16 protein-coding genes, 1 pseudogene and 1 riboswitch are annotated in these 19,104 nt (G+C 69.7%); of the genes and pseudogenes, 10 read left to right on the top strand and 7 right to left on the bottom strand.

Annotated features, from left to right (window positions below; genetic code table 11):
- Positions 1–26: 26 nt before the first annotated feature.
- From D892_RS44730 to D892_RS0100630, 7 genes are all read left to right on the top strand, one after another.
- Positions 27–2,294, top strand: coding sequence for a sensor histidine kinase (locus tag D892_RS44730; RefSeq protein WP_051498933.1), 2,268 nt, complete (start codon positions 27–29; stop codon positions 2,292–2,294).
- Between the two features lie 89 nt (positions 2,295–2,383).
- On the top strand, positions 2,384–4,012 hold the full coding sequence (locus D892_RS0100655) for a tol-pal system YbgF family protein (protein ID WP_024799407.1): 1,629 nt from the start codon (positions 2,384–2,386) through the stop codon (positions 4,010–4,012).
- Positions 4,013–4,169: 157 nt separating this feature from the next.
- A complete protein-coding gene (locus D892_RS0100650) occupies positions 4,170–4,457 on the top strand; it encodes a hypothetical protein (protein WP_024799406.1) in 288 nt (95 codons plus the stop codon).
- 385 nt (positions 4,458–4,842) lie between these two features.
- A complete protein-coding gene (locus D892_RS0100645) occupies positions 4,843–6,846 on the top strand; it encodes an ATP-binding protein (RefSeq protein ID WP_024799405.1) in 2,004 nt (667 codons plus the stop codon).
- Between the two features lie 30 nt (positions 6,847–6,876).
- Complete coding sequence (locus tag D892_RS0100640; RefSeq protein WP_024799404.1) at positions 6,877–8,415, top strand: ABC transporter substrate-binding protein; 1,539 nt, start codon at positions 6,877–6,879, stop codon at positions 8,413–8,415.
- Between the two features lie 171 nt (positions 8,416–8,586).
- Positions 8,587–9,264, top strand: a complete 678-nt coding sequence (locus D892_RS0100635; RefSeq protein WP_024799403.1) for a HEAT repeat domain-containing protein — start codon at positions 8,587–8,589, stop codon at positions 9,262–9,264.
- Positions 9,258–10,268 (top strand): HEAT repeat domain-containing protein, encoded by a 1,011-nt coding sequence (locus D892_RS0100630; RefSeq protein ID WP_024799402.1) that lies wholly within the window; start codon positions 9,258–9,260, stop codon positions 10,266–10,268. Before D892_RS0100635 ends, D892_RS0100630 begins: the two co-directional genes overlap by 7 nt.
- Positions 10,269–10,334: 66 nt before the next feature.
- Here D892_RS0100630 and D892_RS0100625 read toward each other — a convergent pair whose 3' ends face one another.
- Both D892_RS0100625 and D892_RS39990 read right to left on the bottom strand, forming a co-directional pair.
- Positions 10,335–11,150 carry an SAM-dependent methyltransferase gene (locus D892_RS0100625; RefSeq protein ID WP_024799401.1) on the bottom strand — a complete coding sequence of 272 codons (816 nt, stop codon included), beginning with the start codon at positions 11,148–11,150 and terminating at the stop codon, positions 10,335–10,337.
- A gap of 24 nt (positions 11,151–11,174) precedes the next feature.
- Entirely contained in the window at positions 11,175–12,119 is a 945-nt protein-coding gene (locus tag D892_RS39990; RefSeq protein WP_024799400.1) for a GGDEF domain-containing protein, read from the bottom strand.
- 175 nt (positions 12,120–12,294) lie between these two features.
- Here D892_RS39990 and D892_RS46240 point away from each other — a divergent pair, with 175 nt between their 5' ends.
- The gene (locus tag D892_RS46240) at positions 12,295–12,996 is read left to right on the top strand and encodes a hypothetical protein (RefSeq protein WP_156959315.1); all 702 of its coding nucleotides are present in this window, start codon (positions 12,295–12,297) and stop codon (positions 12,994–12,996) included.
- 439 nt (positions 12,997–13,435) lie between these two features.
- Here the strand turns inward: D892_RS46240 and D892_RS0100610 are convergent, their stop codons facing one another.
- The gene (locus D892_RS0100610; RefSeq protein ID WP_024799398.1) at positions 13,436–13,882 is read right to left on the bottom strand and encodes a 6,7-dimethyl-8-ribityllumazine synthase; all 447 of its coding nucleotides are present in this window, start codon (positions 13,880–13,882) and stop codon (positions 13,436–13,438) included.
- A 69-nt stretch (positions 13,883–13,951) separates the two neighbouring features.
- Positions 13,952–14,118: riboswitch (FMN riboswitch) on the bottom strand.
- Between the two features lie 55 nt (positions 14,119–14,173).
- Positions 14,174–14,827 (bottom strand): DNA alkylation repair protein, encoded by a 654-nt coding sequence (locus D892_RS0100605; RefSeq protein WP_369801720.1) that lies wholly within the window; start codon positions 14,825–14,827, stop codon positions 14,174–14,176.
- 102 nt (positions 14,828–14,929) lie between these two features.
- Here D892_RS0100605 and D892_RS49445 point away from each other — a divergent pair.
- Positions 14,930–15,859, top strand: a pseudogene (locus D892_RS49445) (alpha/beta fold hydrolase); the annotation flags it as partial.
- A gap of 120 nt (positions 15,860–15,979) precedes the next feature.
- Here D892_RS49445 and D892_RS49440 read toward each other — a convergent pair.
- Positions 15,980–16,450, bottom strand: a complete 471-nt coding sequence (locus D892_RS49440) for a GNAT family N-acetyltransferase (protein WP_024799395.1) — start codon at positions 16,448–16,450, stop codon at positions 15,980–15,982.
- 94 nt (positions 16,451–16,544) lie between these two features.
- Here D892_RS49440 and D892_RS0100590 point away from each other — a divergent pair, with 94 nt between their 5' ends.
- Positions 16,545–17,108 carry an EF-hand domain-containing protein gene (locus D892_RS0100590; protein WP_024799394.1) on the top strand — a complete coding sequence of 188 codons (564 nt, stop codon included), beginning with the start codon at positions 16,545–16,547 and terminating at the stop codon, positions 17,106–17,108.
- A 381-nt stretch (positions 17,109–17,489) separates the two neighbouring features.
- Here D892_RS0100590 and D892_RS0100580 read toward each other — a convergent pair whose 3' ends face one another.
- Together D892_RS0100580 and D892_RS0100575 are read right to left on the bottom strand one after the other, a co-directional pair.
- Positions 17,490–17,735, bottom strand: coding sequence for a hypothetical protein (locus D892_RS0100580; protein WP_024799393.1), 246 nt, complete (start codon positions 17,733–17,735; stop codon positions 17,490–17,492).
- A gap of 10 nt (positions 17,736–17,745) precedes the next feature.
- On the bottom strand, positions 17,746–19,062 hold the full coding sequence (locus D892_RS0100575; RefSeq protein ID WP_024799392.1) for a S8 family serine peptidase: 1,317 nt from the start codon (positions 19,060–19,062) through the stop codon (positions 17,746–17,748).
- Positions 19,063–19,104: the final 42 nt, after the last annotated feature.

Below are 19,104 nucleotides of genomic sequence, written 5' to 3'. Positions count from 1 at the left end.
CGTATGAGCCCGATCCGGATGTCGTCGTGACCGCTGCACCCTGCGAGGTCACCGGCGTGCGGGCAGGGCCGGCGGCCACCCGGATCGCGCGTGCGGCAGCGCTGCTCATCGGGGCGATCGGCGTGCTGCTGGGGCTGGTGGTCATCCGCGAGGCGTGGCAGGAGGCGCGGCTGCTGGCCTGGTGGTGGACGCCGCTGGCCGGCACCGCGGTCTTCGGCAGCTGCCTGGCCTTGGCCGTACTGGCGTTCTCGGTGCCGCTGCGCACCGTCCGGTGGCTGTGCGGGGCCGTGGCCGTCGCACTGCTCGGGTCGATTGCGCTGGCACCGTTGGCCATTCGCCAGCCCGAACTGCACAACGATCCGTTCTGGCTGCTGCGCACGGTGGCCCTGGGCGCGGCGGCCGGTGCGCTGGTGTGGCGGCCGCGGGTGGCGGCGGGTGCGCTGGTGCTCACCGTCGCCGGTGGCGCACTGGTCAACGGGATGATCCAGGGCGGCGTGCGCTGGCTGCCGTTCCTGCTGGACTTCACCCGGAATTTCGGTATCGCGGGCCTGCTCACCTGGGGGCTGATCACGGTCGTCCGGGCGGCCGCCACCATCGACGAGGAGTCCGCGCGTGCCGAGCGCGATATCGCGGAGGTGGCGGCGGCCGATGCGAAAAGCCGTGAGCGGTCCCGCTTTTCCGCCATCATCCACGACGACGTCATGTCCACCCTGCTCGACGCCTCGCGCGGGAGCGATGCCACCGCGCTCGGCCGGGAGGCACGAAAGACGCTGCGGCAGTTCGACGAGTTCCGGCGGATCGGCGAACACGGCCGTGCCCTGGATGCTTTCGGGGCGATCGGAATGTTGCGGGCGACGGTGTCGGCGATCAATCCCGGCATCACGTTCCGGTCGAAGCGGCTCACCGGATTCGCCCGGATGCAGGTGCCCGCCGATGTCTGCGACACCATCGCCTCGGCGCTGGCCGAGGCGGTCCGCAACAGCCTGCGGCACGGCGGCGGCGCCGGGCGCCGGGTGCATCGCGAGGTCACCGTGACCGTCGGCACCGGGGCGCTGCGGGTCGAAATGCGTGACAACGGTGCGGGTTTCGATACCGAGGCGGTGCCCGCGCACCGGCTCGGCGTGCGGCGCAGCATTCTCGCGCGGATGTCGGATCTGCCCGGCGGCGCGGCATTCGTCGAATCCGCTCCGGGACAGGGGACGACGGTGACCCTGGTGTGGGTGCATCAGGGCGGCGGCGATGCCCCGGCGGAGAGCGGGCCCGAGTACTCGAGCGGCGCCGGACGCTGGGAACTTCGCGGTCTGCTCGGCCTGCGCGGCCGCCAGGGTGCGCTCGTGACGGCCGTGCTGCTGGCCACCATCGCCTCGATGGCGGTGTCGAACATCCGCAGCATTCCCGCCAACCACGTCCCGATCGTGATCGCGTATGCGCTGATCGCCGTCGCCACGGTCGCGATCGCCGCGATCGATACCGATCCGCTCCCGTGGCCGGTCGCGGTGGCCATCGCGGCCGTCGGCCCGGTATCTACCGAGCTGGCCTACCACGATGTCGGCGCGGCGCAGGTGCGCGAGTTCATCTGGACGGTCTACGCCATCTCCCTGGTGCTGTGCCTGCTCGCCGTGCGCGGCCGCGGCGGGTACGCGACGGTCGGCATCGTCGCTACGACCCTGGTCGCCGCGTTCGGCATCGGACTTGGGGCACAGGCGATTTCGATGTCGATGACACCGCTGGTCATCGTGGTGGCCGGAATACTCATCGCGGCGATCGCCCGCTCCACCCTGCGGGCGCTGCGCAGGCTGGCCGACGAGTCCGCCGCCCGCGCCGCGGCCCAGGCCACCCTGCGGGCGCAGGGCGAGGAACGGGCCCGCCAGCTGGACAACCTCGACGACCGGGCCCGCCCGATGCTGGAGCGGATCGCCGGCGGCGACGGTCTCACCGATTCCGAACGCTACGAATCCCGGCTGCTGGAGGCCGAACTGCGGGACAGCCTGCGCGCGCCCACCCTGACGACCACCGGGCTGGTCGCGGCCACCCGCGGCGCCCGCGGCCGCGGCGTGGAGGTGTTGCTTCTCGACGACGGCGGCCTCACCGAAGCACCCGACACGCTGGTGGCGACGGTCGTCGAGGAGGTCGCCCAGCAGCTCGACAAGGCCAACGCCGGCGCCATCACGGTCCGCATCCTGCCGCGCGGCCGCCCCGTTCTCGCCACCATCCTGGTCGACGGCCCGGGCGAGATGCGCCGCATAGAGATCGACCACGACGGCGGGACCCGGACCCTGATCGACCACGGCTGAGCCGCCGCGCGCGGCCGGCCGGGAGCCCTCCCGAAGGTGTTGCCCGACAATGCGAGCCAACTTCGCACACGTCCGGGAGAGGGGTCGGGATGGATCGGCCGAAGCAGCAGGCGGAATCGGCGGCGGGAAAGGCGGACCCCGGCGCCACGACACACGCCCAACCGGCGCTCGGCATCGCGGCGGACAGTTCTCCGGCGTCCGGTACCGCAACAGGCGATTGCCCGGCGGCCGGCGTCGCGACGCACGACGCCGCACCGGCCGACATCGACGCACCCACCGACGACACGGCACGTACGTCGAAACACGGTGGTAGCGTGTCCGATCCGCTGGCCGCCGCGGTGGCCAACGCCTCCTTGCTCGGTATCGGATACCTGCTCGGTACCGGCTGTCTGCTACCGGGGCGGCGGGCACTCGCGGCGGGCGCCGCGCTCGGCACTCTGGTGTTCGTCATCGTGCTGGCCGCCGGTGGTGCGCCGGGGTGGTTCCAGTTCGTCGTGGTGCTCTGGTGGGCCGCGGTGGTCGGGGATGGGTGGCGGCGCGCCGGTGGGCGTGCTCGATTCCGTTGGGGCCGTGCGCGAAAGCAGCGATCGGTGGCCCTCGCCGTCACGGTTCCCGTGCTGGTGGCGGTCGGGCTACTGCGGGCCGACGCCGCGCGGATCGAGAGCCGCACCGAGGACGCCCGCCACGCCGGAAGCTGTGTGCAGGCGTCGACCGCACAGGACGAACGGTGGATCGGTCATCGCGTCGCCGATGTGGCGGCGGCCGCTCGCGGCGACGACACCGTGCGCGCCTGCCGGTTGCTCGGTGATTCGGCGAACGCCCTCGACCGGGCACTGCGCACACCCACGGCCGCCCCGGCCGACACAACCACCGCGGCCCTCCGATCCGGTTTCGCCGGTCTGGCAACGGTGAACGCGAGATTTCCCGGCCACGAGCGCATGGTCGACACGGCGCTGGACAGGTTCCTCAACCGCCTGCCCACCCCGGACAGCTGCCATACCAGCGTGATCCTCGAGTGGATGGCCCAGCAGCGGACGGGTTCACCGGTGATGGACCGGGCGGCCGCGGTTCTCCCGCAGATCGCGCCGGCGACATTGATCGGATGCGGCGACGCGCTGATGAACGCGCGCGACTGGACCCGCGCGCGGGACCGGTATCAGCAGCTGCTCGACCGCCATCCCCGCCACCAGCTCGCCCCGAAAGCCCGCGAGGGTGTCGAACGAGCCACCGCGGCAATCGAATTGGATGCCGTGCGCAAACTGCTACAGCCACCTTCCCCCGGTGCCCAACCCGCCTACTGCCGGACCCCGAAGTCCTACCGCGGCGCCGCCCCCTACGGCAGCCACCCGCCCCACCGAGCCCTGCTGTTCGGCAACGACGGCGATACGGCCCGCTTCCCGGCCGAATGGCGTGCCCGGGACGCCGCCGACGCGGTCCTGGTGATCTGCGCCGGCCCGGCGGTATTCGGCGCCCCGGTCCAGACCTGCCCGTACGCATTCGACGACGACACCTACGGGGATATGACGTTCCGGCAGCGGGCAATTCCGATCCGGGTCTTCGAAATGCGCACGGCCCGGCTCGTACTCGACACCGCGGTCGAGATCGGCGGCGCGAGTTGCCCGGACCGCATCCGGGTACACACCGGTGATCGCGAAATGTACGTCGATTCCGCCGATTCCGATGTCCGCGCGGCGTTCGATCGGCTGATCAACCCCTGAGCCCGGCCCGCTCACTCGCCCCGCGTATCCGCCGGTACCCGGGTCGTGCGTCGATCACGCCGATCCGGCCGGCGGCGGGCGACCCGACACGGCTTTCGGGAGCCCTCCCGGAATCCTCTGGTCCCATCGACAGCACACCCGAAAGGAGTCAGAAGAGATGAACATTCGATCGATCCTGTCCGCCGCGGCCACATCCCTTGCGGGACTGGCGTTGTGCTCCGCGGCCGTCACCGGTGTCTCGTCCGCCCACGCGCCGGACCCCGCCGGTACGCCGACAGTGCTCACGGCGGGCCACACCACACCGATCGCCGGTGCCGTGGCGTCCGGTTCCTCGAAGCGGTCCGAGCCGGGCTTCGACCCAGGCCCGTACTCCAGCTGGGAAGCCTGCGAGGACGCCCGCTCCCGCTACTACGACCCGGACCAGCTGGAGTGCGTCCCGGCCTGAGCGACCGCCGGACCGCGGGCGAGCGCCTCCGGCTTCGAGGGGTGGAAGCGCCACCCGCGGTTCGTGTCCTCGGAAAGATCGCCGAGAGGAAATATCGGCGAACGCGTCCTGCGGAAACTCCGCCGATAGTTCCCCGTGATCACCTGACCGGCACTCCTCCGGCCGAAGCCGCGGCCGCACGGGTGGTTTCGAGACAGCACGGAGTCGACTCGCTCCCGGATATCGGATCACCCGCTCGCCCGAATGCCGTTGCGGTGGTGCCGGAGTGGCGCGTTTCGTTAATTTGTGGTTTCACCCGACCGGGGCTGCTCGGCTTCAGCGAGCCGAATTTCGGTGGCTGCACACGACAAACGGCGAGCACAGGGCGTGTACGGTAGTGCCACAGATGCATTCGGGGCTGGCGAGCGGGGAAGCAATCGACTACAACTGGTGCGTGCAGCTGGGCGGGCAAACATTCGGGCACGGGCAGGCAATCGAACTCGTACGGCGGCTCATGCGACGCGAGCCGGACGGCCGGGCCACACGGAGCCTCAGCCACCCGGTCCTGGTCGTCGAGGGCGCCCGGGGCTACGGCAAATCGGCATTGACCGACGAGCTGATGCGCAAGCTCGACGGGAATGTGCCTTGTGCCCGGGTCGACTTCGAACGGCATCGCGATGCGACGGTTCCGGAAGTGCTGTCGGCGATCGCGTTTCAGCTGGGAAGAACATGCGAGAGATATGGCTCGCTGCAGTTCCCGCGGTTGACCATCGGGCGGCGGGTCACGCAAGCCGATCTGCCCGACGACCGCCCGGCCGCCCGGGCGGCGATCCAGCGGATGCTCGACAGTCAGGTCGACGTCGACACCATGCGGGAAATTCTCCGGGAGGCGGCCGGGGAACTCGCCACGCTGCTGGAGAACGAGCAGATCGGTGCGGTCACCCGCATTGTCGCCGGCATGGGTATCGAGCCGGTGCTACGGATTGTCCGCCGCGGCAGGTCCCTGTCGCCCGAGTGGTACGGCCACCGTGACGGAACGCGGCAGCGGGATCCGCTCGACGTGCTCGTCGATCTCAACGGCTGGGCGCGAGACGAGCAGACCCGCCAGGTCGACGAGTTGCTCACGGAGGCGTTTCTCGCCGATCTGCGCGAGAACTTCCGGAAGTCGAAGCGTGCCGTCGAGATGACACTCAACTGTGTCGTTCTGCTCGACAACGCCGACGCCGCGCTGGGGCAGAAATTCGTCAACGGACTGGTGGACGCCCGCAAGGACCGCTGGGTGCTGCACAGCGACTCGACCGACCCGCTCACCGTCGTGGCGACGAGCCGGGGCAGTCTGCTCGCTCCGATCGTCCGGGACGGCCCGCTCGACGCGGTGAGCCGGGGCCTGGCCGTCTTCACCGGCAAGGAAAGCGACCACGACCTGACCTACGACCTCCAGGGCGAGCCGAACCTGTGGTGCCTGATCACCCTGCGGGACCTGAACAAGCGGGAGGTCGGCGCGATGGTGTCGGGGCTCCCGTCGAATACGGCCGGCAGCACCGATGTGATCGGCAACCACCAGTTGATCTCGATGGTGCACGACCTCACCGACGGTCATCCGGCCTCGACCGCCGAACTCGTTGCGGCTCTGCACGACCGCCCGCTCGTCAACGGCGAGACACTCGACGTGCTGCTCGAACGTCGCGAACCCGGCGGCCCGAGTGTGGGAGATCGGTTGCGCCAGAAGTTGGTCGGAGAGTTTTCCGAAGACGCGTACTACGACATGATCACCTGCGCGGCGGCCCGGACGGCGCATCATGCCAGCCTGCTCGCCGCCCACAGCGACCTGCTCCTGGGCGGCATTCACAGCTATCGGGAAATCGAGCCGGTGTTGTGGCCGGTCCCCCGCGGCGCCGGCCCGCTCATCCTGCGCCGATTGCTATTACGGCAACTCGCGGCGAGAACCGAGGACAGACCGGCACAGTGGGAGTCGGTCTTCGGCTGGCTCCGCTCTCGCAGCGAGGAGGATGACGACGAGGTGAACGTCCTCCATTACGCCTTGGCCGCTGGGGATTTCGCGGTCACTTGCGACGGGTTGCGACGGCGGCTCGACGACGGGACGACAGATGACTGGGTGCGGCTGTTGCGTTCGGCGACCGCGATGCCCCGCCGGAACAGCGATCCGGACAAATCTCCGATGGATCAATTGCACGACGCCCTCGCCGGACCGGCTCAGCCGCAGCCGATCACCCGGTTGGTGGTCGCGAACTGGATCGCCGCCGATCCGTTCGTCTCGAATCGCCGCCGCTCCCTGCATTGGCAGATCGCGGCCGACTACGACGTCGTTGCCGGTCTCGCCACGGGTGATCCGGTGCCACTGCTGAAAGAGGCCGACGATCATCGAAGAACAGCCGAGCTGTGGAGTTGAGCGCCCGTGATCGATAACAGTTCAGGTGACATGGTTCCGCCGCCGCCGGCGGGCACGTGGCCCCGGATTCGCATCCGGCTGCGCAGGCACAGAATCGCGGTCGCGCTGGGCCTGGTCGTCGCGGTGGTCGTCGCCGGAGCCGCCTATCGGTTGTCCGAACGCGACAACACCTGCGGGCATTCGGGTTCCGGTGTGCGGCGGATCGATGGTGAGTGCGTCGGAGTTACCGACGGCAGCTTCGCCTTCGACGACGCCTATACCGGCATTCAACGAAAGATCGCCGCGGAGAACGCGGCGGTGAGCGGTTCCGGGAACACCGTGACCATCGCGCTGCTCGACCCGCTGACGGTCGACGCGACGTCGGCGAATACGCCCGCGATGATCCTGAACGAACTCGAAGGTGCGTACACGGCGCAGATGCGGATCAACAGGACCGCGGCTATCGACGATCCACGGCCGCTGGTCAAGGTGGTCCTGGCCAACTGGGGCAGCCACGAGTTGCAGTGGAAACCGGTGGTCGAGCAGTTGGAGGGCATGGTCGACGATCCCGAGCCGCTGGTGGCGGTGGCCGGGCTGCGGCTGTCCACCGTCCACACCGAGTCGGCGGCCAAGCATCTCGCGGAGCACAACATCCCGATCATCAGTTCCATCGCCACCGCCGACCAGCTCAACTACGGTGCGATTCGCGGCTTCGTCCGGTCCGCACCACCCAATACCGAATACGTCGAGGCGCTGTACACCTACGCTCGCAACAATCCCGAATTGGATTCGGCGATGCTGGTGTACGACTCCAACTCCGACGTCAACGACGATCCGGGGACGACCTCCGGTGCGGACCTGTTCACTCGGTCACTGCGAGAGGACCTCGAACAGCGCTTCGCGGATCTGAACAAGTATCGCTCGCAGAGCTACCAGGGTGTGTCCGGCCCCAAAGCATCGAGTCCCAGTTTGTTCACCAACGTCGTGCACAACATTTGCGGGACCGAACCGAAGGTCGAGGTCGTCCTGTACGCCGGCCGCGTGGTGGACTTCAACAACTTCCTCCAGGCGATGTACGCCCGGGTCTGCGTGGATACACCGGTCACCGTGCTCGGCGCGAGCGGCGACTTCGGGGCGCTGCAACTTCGATCGCAGGAAAAAGATCTGCGCGAGAAGAACATTCGTATCGCCTATGCGACGGAGACCGACCCCCAGGGGTGGCGACAGAATGCGAAGGATACGCCGAAGCACTTCGGTGAATTCCTCGACATGTTCCGCAGGCTCGGATTCGACGAGGCCCATCTCGACGACGGTGGCGCCATCTCCACTCACGATGCCTTGCTCATCGCCGCGAAGGCGGCACGGCTTTCCGCCCGCGCACAACCCGGCGAACAGCCGCCGACTCACGAGGACGTACTCAATCAGCTGCTGAACCTGAACATCCAGAACAAGGTTCCCGCCGCCTCCGGCGATCTCGAGTTCAGCTTCCGCGGCGCGGACAGCGGCAACCCCAGCAACAAGCCGATCCCGGTAATCGAGGTCCCCTCCAACGCACCGGCGCAAACCATCGACGTCCACTACACGAAATGACCCGCGGATTCGCCTCCGCCAGTCACTTCAGCGACACCTTCCGCGGCATGTTCGGACTCACCGCGCGACGGCGATGCTGTCGTAGGGCGCCGAGATCGTCGCCGTTCGTTCCTCGGTGGCTTGACCTTGTCACTGTGATAAGGCGTTCACTGGCCGTCGGAGGTGGTCCCCATGAACACGACGCACAGGAACACGCAGGACACGCGGCTGCTCGAGGCGCTGGCCGCCGGGAACTCGTCGACCAGGCTGAAGGCGGCCCTGGCGGCCGGAACGCATCCCGACGCCGGTGACGTCGACGTGCTCGTGGAGCGGTGCGCGGTCGAACCGGACTTCTTCGTGCGCGACATGCTCACCTGGGCGCTGACCCGACACCCGGCGGAGGTGACGGTTCCGAAGCTCCGCGCGGAACTGCGGTCCGGACGCGCGCAGGCCCGCAGCCAGGCAGTGCATACGCTGTCCAAGATCGGGGACAGGACGGTGTGGCCGGCGATCACGCGGTCGCTGCTGCGGGACGCCGACGACGAGGTCGCGCGGAGCGCCTGGCGCGCCGCCGTCGTTCTCGTCCCCGAGGAGGAGAAGGATGGGCTGGCCGCCGAGCTGGCGACCCAGTTCGGCCGCGGTGACCGGGAGGTACAGCTGAGTCTGAGCCGTGCCCTCGTCGCGCTCGGCGAGGTGGCCGAGCCGGTCGTCCGCACGGCGACGGCGAGTCGCGACCCGGAGGTCAGCGCGCACGCGGCCGCCACGGAGCGGCTGCTGCACGATCCGGACGCCGGATTCGACCTCGCCGTCGACGCGGCGCGGCGGGTCGCCGCGCTCGGACCGGATCGAGAGGAGACAACCGCGTGCTGATCGGTGAGGTGGCGCGCCGCTCGGGGGTGAGTGCCCGGATGCTCCGGCATTACGACTCCCTCGGGCTGGTGCGGCCGACGGGCCGCACCGTGGGTGGCTACCGTGAGTACTCCCCCGACGACATCCGGCGGATCTTCCACGTGGAGGGCCTGCGGTCGCTGGGGCTGTCGCTGCACCAGATCGGACGTGCCCTCGATGATCCCGGATTCACGCCGTCCGCGCTGGTCGGTGACCTGATCCGGAAGACCGAGGAGCGGGTGGGCCGGGAGCAGGAGCTGCTCGAGCGGCTCCGCACGGTCGACGCGGCCGAACCGTCCGGCTGGCAGGACGTCCTGCGCCTCGTCGAGCTGCTGCACGGACTCGGTTCGCAGTACGCCGCGCGGCGGCAGCAGGCCGTCCTGGCCCCGGCCGAGGACGTCTCCGCGCCCGCCGAGCTGCTGGCCGAGGCGATCCTCGCCGAATCCGACGCCAATGTCGCCGGGGCCCTGCGGTGGGCCCTCGCGCGGGCCGACGGTGACGCCGTAGCGAGCCTGGCCTCCGGCCTGGACTCCGGCGATGTCGCGGTCCGGCGCCGCGCGGTCCAGGCGCTCGCCGAGCTGGCGGGCGACGAGGCGACCGCGATGCTCACCGGCGCCCTCGAGGATCCGGACACGGCGATCCGCAGGCAGGCCGCCTTGACGCTGGGGGCGCGAGGCGTGACCGAGGCCGTGCCGACACTCGTCGGCACGGTGGTCGAGGGCCCGAACGATGTCGAAGCGGCCGAGATCCTGGGCATGCTGGCCCGGGACGCGCAGTGGGCCGACCGGATCATGAGTGCGCTGACCGGCGAACTCGACACGCACACCACCGATTCCGCGGTGCGGATGCGACTGACCCAGGCGCTCGCCGAGATGCCGGGCACCCTCGCGCTCGACACCCTGCGGCAGCTGGCGCACGACGAGGACCGATCGGTGGCGCTACTCGCCGCAGCCCTGGTGCAAGCGCTCGACACCACAGACCGGTGAGCCACGGATCGGCCGGTCGGTTTCCGCCGACCTCGAAACAGGCGACAGTCGTCACCCGGCAACGGTTTACGCGAGCCGGGCGACGGCGGCGAATTCGCAGTACCGCTCCGGGTCGTCGTCGATGTCGTCGGGGTGGTCCGGCCGCCATTCCGGGGCGTGCACGAGGCCCGGCTCGAGCAGGTCGAAACCGTCGAGGTAGCTCGCGATCCGGTCGCGGGAGCGCAGCCGGATCGGCGTGGGCATCGCCTGGGAGAGTTCCTCGATGCCGCGCACGCGTTCGGCGGGGCCCTCGTCGGACAGGTGACTCAACGCCACATAACTACCGGTGGGGAGCTTTCCCCGCAGTCGCGCGAGACTGGACTGCGGGTGGTCCTCGTCGCCGATCACGTGCAGCAGCGCCACCAGCAGCACCGCGACCGGGCGGGTGAAATCGATCAGCCGGGTGACGTCGGGGTGGGCCAGGAGGGCATCGATCCGGTTGAAGTCGGCCTGCACGACCGCGACGGCCGGGTGGTCGGCGAGCAGGGCGCGGCTGCACTCGACGGCCACCGGGTCGATGTCGGCGTAGACGATGTGCGCGGCGGGGTTGGCGGCCAGCGCGATCTCGTGCACGTTGCCGGCGGTGGGGATGCCCGAGCCGATGTCGAGGAACTGGTCGACCCCGGCGGCGGACAGGAACCGCACCGCCCGCTGCAGGAATGCCCGGTTGGCCTGCGCGACCAAGGCGATGTCGGGCCAGACGACGCGCGCCTGATCACCCAGCGCGCGATCGACGGCGAAGTTGTGGACGCCGCCCAATTGGTAGTCGTAGACCCTGGCCGCCGACGGCACGGTCGGGTCGATCGTTTCGGGTAGCCAGTCGGAGGATTCGACGTCGATCATGTTTTTCCTTCGGACGCTGGGTGATTATCGGGTGGCTCTGCGCCGGGTCGGCTGCGCCGCGGGCGGCGGCGGGACGCGCGCCGTGGCCTTCGCGCGGTACATCTGCGCATCGGCCGCCTGCAGCAGGCGGCCCGGGTCGGCGGCGGCCGGGCCGACGGTGATGCCGATGGACGCCGATACGGCGAATGCGTTGCCGCCCACAGTGATCGGGGCATCGAAGGCCGCGCGCAGCCGCGCGGCCACGCCGGCGACGGCCAGCTCGTCGGTGGGCGGCCCGATGAGCACCACGAATTCGTCGCCGCCGAGCCGCCCGACAAGATCGCCGTCGCGGACCGCCGCGCGCAGCCGGTCGGCGACGATGCGCAGCACCGTATCGCCGACCGGATGTCCGTGGCCGTCGTTGATGGTCTTGAAGTTGTCGAGATCGAGCAGGCAGACGCCGAGCCGGTCCACGGCGGCGGCCAACTCGGCCAGGCGCTCCGTCACCAGCAGCCGGTTCGCCAGACCGGTCAGCGGGTCGAGCCGGGCCTGCAGGTACAGCCGCTGCCGCACGGCGTCGAGCACGTGCCGCTGGGCATTGCCCATCGCCTGCTGAATCGCGTTCTGGCCCTGCATGATCCGCTCCCGCTGCGCGGTCGCGAAGCCCTGCCCGAACGCGCCGACCAGCAGCGCGGACCGGGCGACCGCGACATCGCGGTCCAGACCGGCCAGCCCGGGCAACCGCGCCAGCACGTGCGCGGTGGCGATCAGCGCCATCGGATCGGTCAGCTTGATGCCGGCGACCGTCCCCCCGGCCCGGCGGCCCGCCTCGACCGACGGCTCGTCACCGGCTGCGACCGCCGCATCCATCTCTTCGATCAGGCCCTGTAGCAGCCGCACCCCCTCCGCGGTGGTCACCGCCGTGAAGCTGGTGGACCGGATCGCCGCCCACCACCGCCGCGCCAGTGCCTGTGCCCCCACACGATCCACGCGAATCCTCAACTCTCGGAGCGCCATCCGGCGCACGCCGACATCCGTTGTGTCACATCCCCGACCGCCTGCGGTGCCAGCATAACCCGCCGCACCGACAACAGGAATGCGACAATGACAAACCAGGAATCGACCCCCTGCCGATACCGGCGGGATCGCGGAACAGCCTCGGAGCGTGCGCATGCCATCCGATATCGACGGACCGATGCCGCTGCGGCGCCTGCGCCTGTGGATCAGCGCGTTCCTGCCCGCACCCGCGCTGACCCGGGCGACTGTGCCCGCCCCGCCCGCGGCGCCGGGTGGCTCGATGATCTGCGTACCGACCTCCGCGGGCGGCCGCCGATGCTTCCTCGGCGACGACCGCGGCTACAGCACCGACCCCGACGCCCCCGCCCGCATCCACTCCCGGCTGCTCCTCACCGGCCTGCACACCCCCGATCCGGTCGTCGCGCAGCAGTGGCACCGCTGCGGCGAAAGCGTCGAAATCCGGCCCGACAGCGGCACTGTGGTCGCCCGCGCCACCGCCGCGACCGACCGCGTCGCCTTCGAACCTCTCCGGATCGGCCGCACCGGCGAGGTCATCATCGAGTACCACGCCGCGGCCGCTCTGCCGCTGATCGCCGGCGCCCCCGACATCACCATGGCCGCCACCTTCATCATCGACCCCGCGCACCGCCGGTTGCGCTGCACCGGCACCGTCGACAGCTTCCCTGCCTTCGAGTCCTACGCCGCGGCCGGCGACGCGCCCCCGGTCACGCTGTTCACCTTCGACCCGACCACCCCCGCCGCACTCGCCGACGACCTGCGCAGACCGGTGGATGTCACCGTCGGTTTCGATCCCGTCGCACCGAAACACCAAGCACCCGAGGGTCATTGACGCACGGACGCGGCACAGCAACACTCCGGAACCACCGGGCGCGGTGTCGGCGATCGGCCTGCCCACGACCGGCATGTCCGACGGAACGTGTCCTCGGAGGAATGCGAACGGCGGCATACTCACCCACGCGCTGCCCCGGTGGCTCGACAACGACCGGCCCTTGCCCGCGCACGAACTCCGCGCACCGCGTCGCTCTCACCGGCGCTGCTGTCGCCCGGGCCACCGATGCCACGCCCGCCTGCGAGCCGCACAGCGGAACACACCTGTACCCGCTTGTGCTGCGGCACAACCGATTGTCGTGCGCACATCCGCGACTGCACGACCCGCCGCCCCGGTTCCGCAAACCCCGGGTGATCGCCTCGCGGGCAGTCCCTGATTGCCGAGCCCCGGCGGATCCGGCACTCCCGCGCCGGTCCGCCGGGCACCCTCGAGGCAGCCCTCAGGCGGCTGCGCGCCCCGAATCCACCGTGGCCGCAATGGCATTCGCCAGTTCCGCGCCCTTGACCTCGAAATGACGGGCGAAGTACGACGTGTGCTCGCCGTGCTCGTGGAAGTGATGCGGGGTGAGAACCGCGGAGAACACCGGCACATCGGTGTCGAGCTGCACCCGCATGAGCGCGTCCACCACGGTAGACGCCACGAACTCGTGCCGGTAGATGCCGCCGTCGGCGACGAGCGCACAACCGGCGAGCGCCGCGTAGCGGCCGGTGGACGCCAAACGCTTGATGCGCAAAGGGATTTCGAAGGCGCCAGGGACCTCGATCACGTCGATGTCGGTGAATCCGCGCTCCAGGAGCCCGGTGCGGCAGGCCGCTACGGCTCGATCGACGATATCGGCGTGCCAGCGTGCGGCGACGAGGGCGATGCGGTTCGATTCGGGTGACATGTGTTCCTCCTGTTCGCTATGTCACCCAGGGCACAGCGGACAGGAACATCCACGGCGGGACGCCCGGTACCGCGTTCTCTTTCATCCGGACTGTGACCGTCGGCTCCGGGATCGCACCGGAATCTGCTCGACCCACGGCGTCCGACGACGCCGTGGCGCTCGCGGGCTCGTGCATCCGGACCGTCCCGGACGCCATTACCGCCGGTGGGGAGTTCCACCCCGCCCTGAGAACGTCTACGGATCGGACTGTAACCCATGCCGCCGGAGTCGGCGCAACCGCCGTTCCCGTTCTCAGTGCCGCCGGCTCACCATCTCGGCGATCCAGACGGGCGCGAACGGAGACGTGCAGCCCGGAGACGTCGGATAATCCTCGAGCACCTGCAGGCGCTCGCCGATGTCGATGGCGCGAGCGCGGTGGCCGGGATGCTCGATTCCGATCTGGGCCAGGCAGTGGTTCATGGCCCACTGCAGGCGGTCCGGGGCGTCGGCCATCTCCGCCTCGATGATGTCGAGCAGCCCGGCGAGGTCGAGTCCCTCGGGGCGCTTCGCCACGCGCTCGGTGGTCAGCGCCCAGCCGGCACTCGCGACCACCGGATCCGGATCGCCGAACCAGGCCGGGCGCAGCTGTTCGGCGTGCGGGCTCTTCTTCACCACGTAGTTCACCAGCCAGTCGTGCACCTTGGGTGTGCGGGCCTCGCGCAGCATGGTGTCCAGCTCGTCCCGCTCGAACGCCTTCGGCCGGCAGATCAGCAGCGCCAGCAGCCGCGCCGCGGTATCGCCCGTCGCCCAGAGCCCGCGCGCGAGCTCCTGCTGCGTCTTCAGCCGCTTCGCGACCGCGCGCAACTTGGTGAGGTTCACGCCGTGATCGTCACCGTGCTTCTCGTTCACCGCACGCACCTTCGGGTCCTCGAGCCCGGCCAGCTCGGCCATCACCTCGGCCACCATCACCTCGGCCACCGTCGTCTCGGCCACCGCACCCTCCTGTCCACGTGAGAGCCCCAGCCTACGAGACCACCGTGGACCCGGTCGCTCAGCGCCGCCGCGCTGATGCTTAAAAAATTGTGTGCATCTACTTCAAAATTATTATGCTACTCTCGCCGAGAGGGAGCCGACGATAGGAGGGGAATCGTGACGACACCAGTTGTGGACCCGGAAATCCTTACGCTGCAAGCGTTGTCGTCCGGTATCGGCACGGATGTGCGGCACGGTTTCGTCTCGGTGGACGGGCTGCGCATCCACTACGCCGAGGCCGGCACGGGGGAGCCGCTGATTCTCGTGCACGGGTGGCCGCAGCACTGGTGGGAGTGGCGGCATCTACTCGGCCCGCTGGCCGAGCGATACCGGGTGATCTGCCCCGACATTCGCGGGCTCGGCTGGTCGCAGGGATCGGTCCGGGGCTACACCTTCGAGCGGCTGGCACGGGATCTGGTCGATCTCATGGATCAGCTCGGCATACGCCGGGCTCGGCTGGCCGGGCGGGACTGGGGGCTGGTGGCGGGCTATCGCGCCTGCCTCGACCGGCCCGATCGGTTCGAGCGGTTCGCCGCCCTGGCCGGCGTGCACCCGTGGACCGCCGACGGCGTCCGGCCGTCCGTCGTCTCCGCGCCCTGGCATATCTATCTTCTTGCCCTACAAGGTAATTCGCACCGACTGCAGGATCGGCTCAGCAGGCGAAGCCTGCACGCATGGCGCCACCACGGACGCTTCACCGCCGAGGAGGTCGAGGTGTACCAGCGGCGGATGCACACCCCTGACGCATACGCGGCGACGACATCCTTCTATCGCAACGTGGTGACACACGGGATTCCGTACTTCCTGCGGCACTACCGCACGCTCCGGCTGCGGGTACCGACGCTGCACCTGAACGGCGCGCAGGACCCGCTCGCCCGGGGAATCCCGCACAGCTACACCGGCTACGCCGACGCCATGCACCTCGAGATCATCCCGGACTGCGGACATTACGCCCCCGAGGAACAACCGCAATGGCTGACCGCGCGACTGCTGGACTTTTCGGCTAGAGCCACCGAGTATGGCCGACCCGCAGACCATCGCCGCGCGAGAATCATCGCCGTGCTGCCGACGGCCGCAGAGCGGCGTTCACGAGCCGGGCGAGAGCGGGCGGCCGAGCAGGCGGCGGCCCTCGTCCAGGAAACCGTGTGCGCGGTAGTAGTCGAACAGGTGGCCTACGTCCCGGCCGTTCGGCGCCACGACCAGCTCCAGGTACCGGCAGCCGCGCTCGCGCGCCCACACGGCGCTGTCGTCGATGAGCCGGCCGCCCAGCCCCCGGCGCCGGGCCACCGGCACCACGAAGAGATCCTCCAGTTCGGCGACGAGCCCATTCTCCAGGCCGAAACTCGTTGTGGTGACGGCAAATCCGAGCAGTCGATCCTCCGACCGCAGCACGGCGACGCGCGCCGCGGGCGACGTGAGCAACACCGACAGGTTGCCGCGCAGCGCATGCTCGCCGGTCTCGAAACCGTCCTCCGCGTAGAACGCCACGGCGAGCGGCAACACCCCGTCCAGATCGGCGGGACCAGCGGCACGCAGGATCACCGGTGCGAGCGTCATACCGTCAGTAAACCCGACTCGGATGCCATCCTGGGTGGGCGTAGCAACGAATTCCTGGTATCACTCCGCGCTCCACCCCAGTGGAAGGACTGCCATGGAGATCTCCGCATTCCTGGACCGGAAGCTCGCTCGCCGCTTCACCACCCTCGACGCCGACGGCAACGGAGTGATCGAGCGTGACGACTACATCCTGTCGGCCACCCGGCTCGCCGACGAGTTCGGGCACGCCGCCGATTCAGCGCAGCGGCAACGGATGATGGCGCTCTGCGAGCAGCTGTGGACGCTGTTGTCGCAGGCCGCCGACGCCGACGGGGACGGTAGGATCACCCTCGGCGAGTACAAGTCCGCCTTCGTCGACGGCCTCCTGGTCACCGAGGAGAGCTTCGACGCGGGGTACCGGCCGCTGATGGAAACCATCGTCGCCATCGCCGATGTCGATGGTGACGGCAAGCTCGGCGAGGACGAGTACGTGCGATGGGCCGGCGCGTGGATGGGCCTGACCGCACCGATCGCCCGCGACGCGCACCGCCGATTGGACACCGACGGCGACGGCGTGGTGACCGCCGACACCATCCTCACCGCCGTCCACGACTACTACTTCGACGACACCCCCGGCAGCGTCGGCAGCTGGTTCCTCGGCCCCCTGGACGGCGACTGACGAAATACCGCCTCCGAACGGATATCACGCGTCCGCGGTGACGCCGACCCGTGCATCAAGGCCGCCCCAGGTGGCGAGTTCGGGAACTTTCTCCGGTGAATTCGACTCGTCCGCAGAGCGGGCCGGGAGCCTTACGTGCTATCGGCCCGCAGCAGATCCTCGACGACGGATTCGCCGGCCCCGATTGCCGGAGACGTCGAATACCGTGGGTTATGTTGTGCCCATACGACATTGCCGACCATCCAGTGCCGCATGGATCGGCGACAGGGGACGCCTTGCGCAAGAAGGATGTTCGGGTGGCCGCTCGACGCCGGCTGTGATCATCGGCTTCCCGAGGCGCGGGTCTGTTACCGGTTGCGGCGGGAACTGTGGCCGCGCCCGTCACTGCCCGGGTTGGTCGCGCGGGTCCGGGCTGTCGGCGGGTTCGACGTGTGGGTCGGAGAAAACCGTGGCGGTGGTTGCTCGGGCGGCGGCCCGGTCGTCGACGCGGAGGGCGTAGGTGCCTCGGTCGGGGTCTACGGCGACGAGGCCGTAGGCAGTGTCGACGTCGGAACGGGTCAGGTGCAGCGCGCACAGGGCGTCGTCCAGGGTCGCGCCCGGTGGGAGCTGGACGGTGAGCAGCCGCATGGTCACCACGCTACGCGCGTGCGGTCGTCTGCCGCAGCGCCGCGAGAACCCCTGGGGCAGAGGTGATTCCGTACCCGTAGTCGTAGTCGAATTCCGCGGCGCCGGGGCGGGTGGCCGCGCCCTGGATGATCGATCGCAGCTGGGCGGGTGAAACCGCGGTGGCCGGATACTCGGTGCGGAAGGCCGCGATCAGACCCGCGGCCGTGGGGCAGGCCGCCGAGGTGCCGGTGTCGGGGGTGCCGGCGCCGAACGCCGTCGAGCCGAGGAAATGGGTGTAGGCACAGACGTCCGGCTTGCGGTCGGTCAGGCGGCCCGGGCCCTGCGACGAATAGCCCACCCGCTGATTGTGAATGTCGACCCCGCCGATGCTGAGCACGCCGGGATGCGAATTGGCACCGGTGATCGGCCGATCCGCATAGGCGCACCGGCCGTCGGGGCAGTCGCGCCCGCAGTTCCCGGCGGCGAAGAGGATGTCGGCACCGGCCGAGCCCAGCGAGCCCACGATGACGTTGAACGGATGGGCCGGGTTGTCCGAGTAGTTTCCGGGATCGCCGACCGGGAAGTCCGTCTCCGAGGAGAACATGCCCCAGCTGTTGCTGACCACCAGGGCCCGGGTCGCCGGCGGCTGCTCGGTGAGCACCGTGCGCAGGTGCGCGTAGCCGGCCAGCGCGTCCGACAGCAGCCCGTCCATGGCCGAGCCGCCCTGCCGCGAGCTGAGCAGTACGGGGAGGTCGAGGAAGGTGGCCGCGGGCGCGGCGATCGTCGCGTCGAAGGCGCACATGGAGCCGTGCTCCACCGGGAACCTGCCCGCGGTTCCGTCGACGCCCGGCGGATTCCAGCTGCGCGCCGCGTCCACGGTGATGTGGCCGCCGCGCACTCTGTCGACGTGTGCGGCATTGATACCGGAGTCGACGATCGCGAGCGCCACTCCCCTGCCGTCGAGCCCGGCCGCCGTCAGATCGGCGACGTGCAACCCGGACTCGACGTCGTGCCAGGTGCCGACCGCCGAATCATCGCCGCACGTGATCACCGGCTCGATGCGTGGATCGGCGAAAACGCCGAGGACGCCCTCGGACTGCCGCAACGCGGCCACGGCGCTCTCGTCGTCCTCGACCTCGCCGCGAACGTATATCGAATCCGGTTGCGGCTCCGGCGAAGGCTCGCCCGCTCCGGTCAACTCGATACCCGCCGGAACGACGACGGGCCGGTAGTCGCGATCGAGCGCGAATCCGGGCAGCTCACCGGGAATGAGGTCGGCGGCGGTCACGGAACCGGCGGCCGCCGGGACCACGCCGGCGGTCGGTCGCAACTGAAGCACTACGCGCATCCCGCCAGTCTGCCCCGATCACCGTCGGTGTGCTCGCCGAAG

Source organism: Nocardia sp. BMG51109, from assembly GCF_000526215.1.
Lineage (GTDB): Bacteria > Actinomycetota > Actinomycetes > Mycobacteriales > Mycobacteriaceae > Nocardia.
This window is presented reverse-complemented; position numbering and strand designations above follow the sequence as displayed.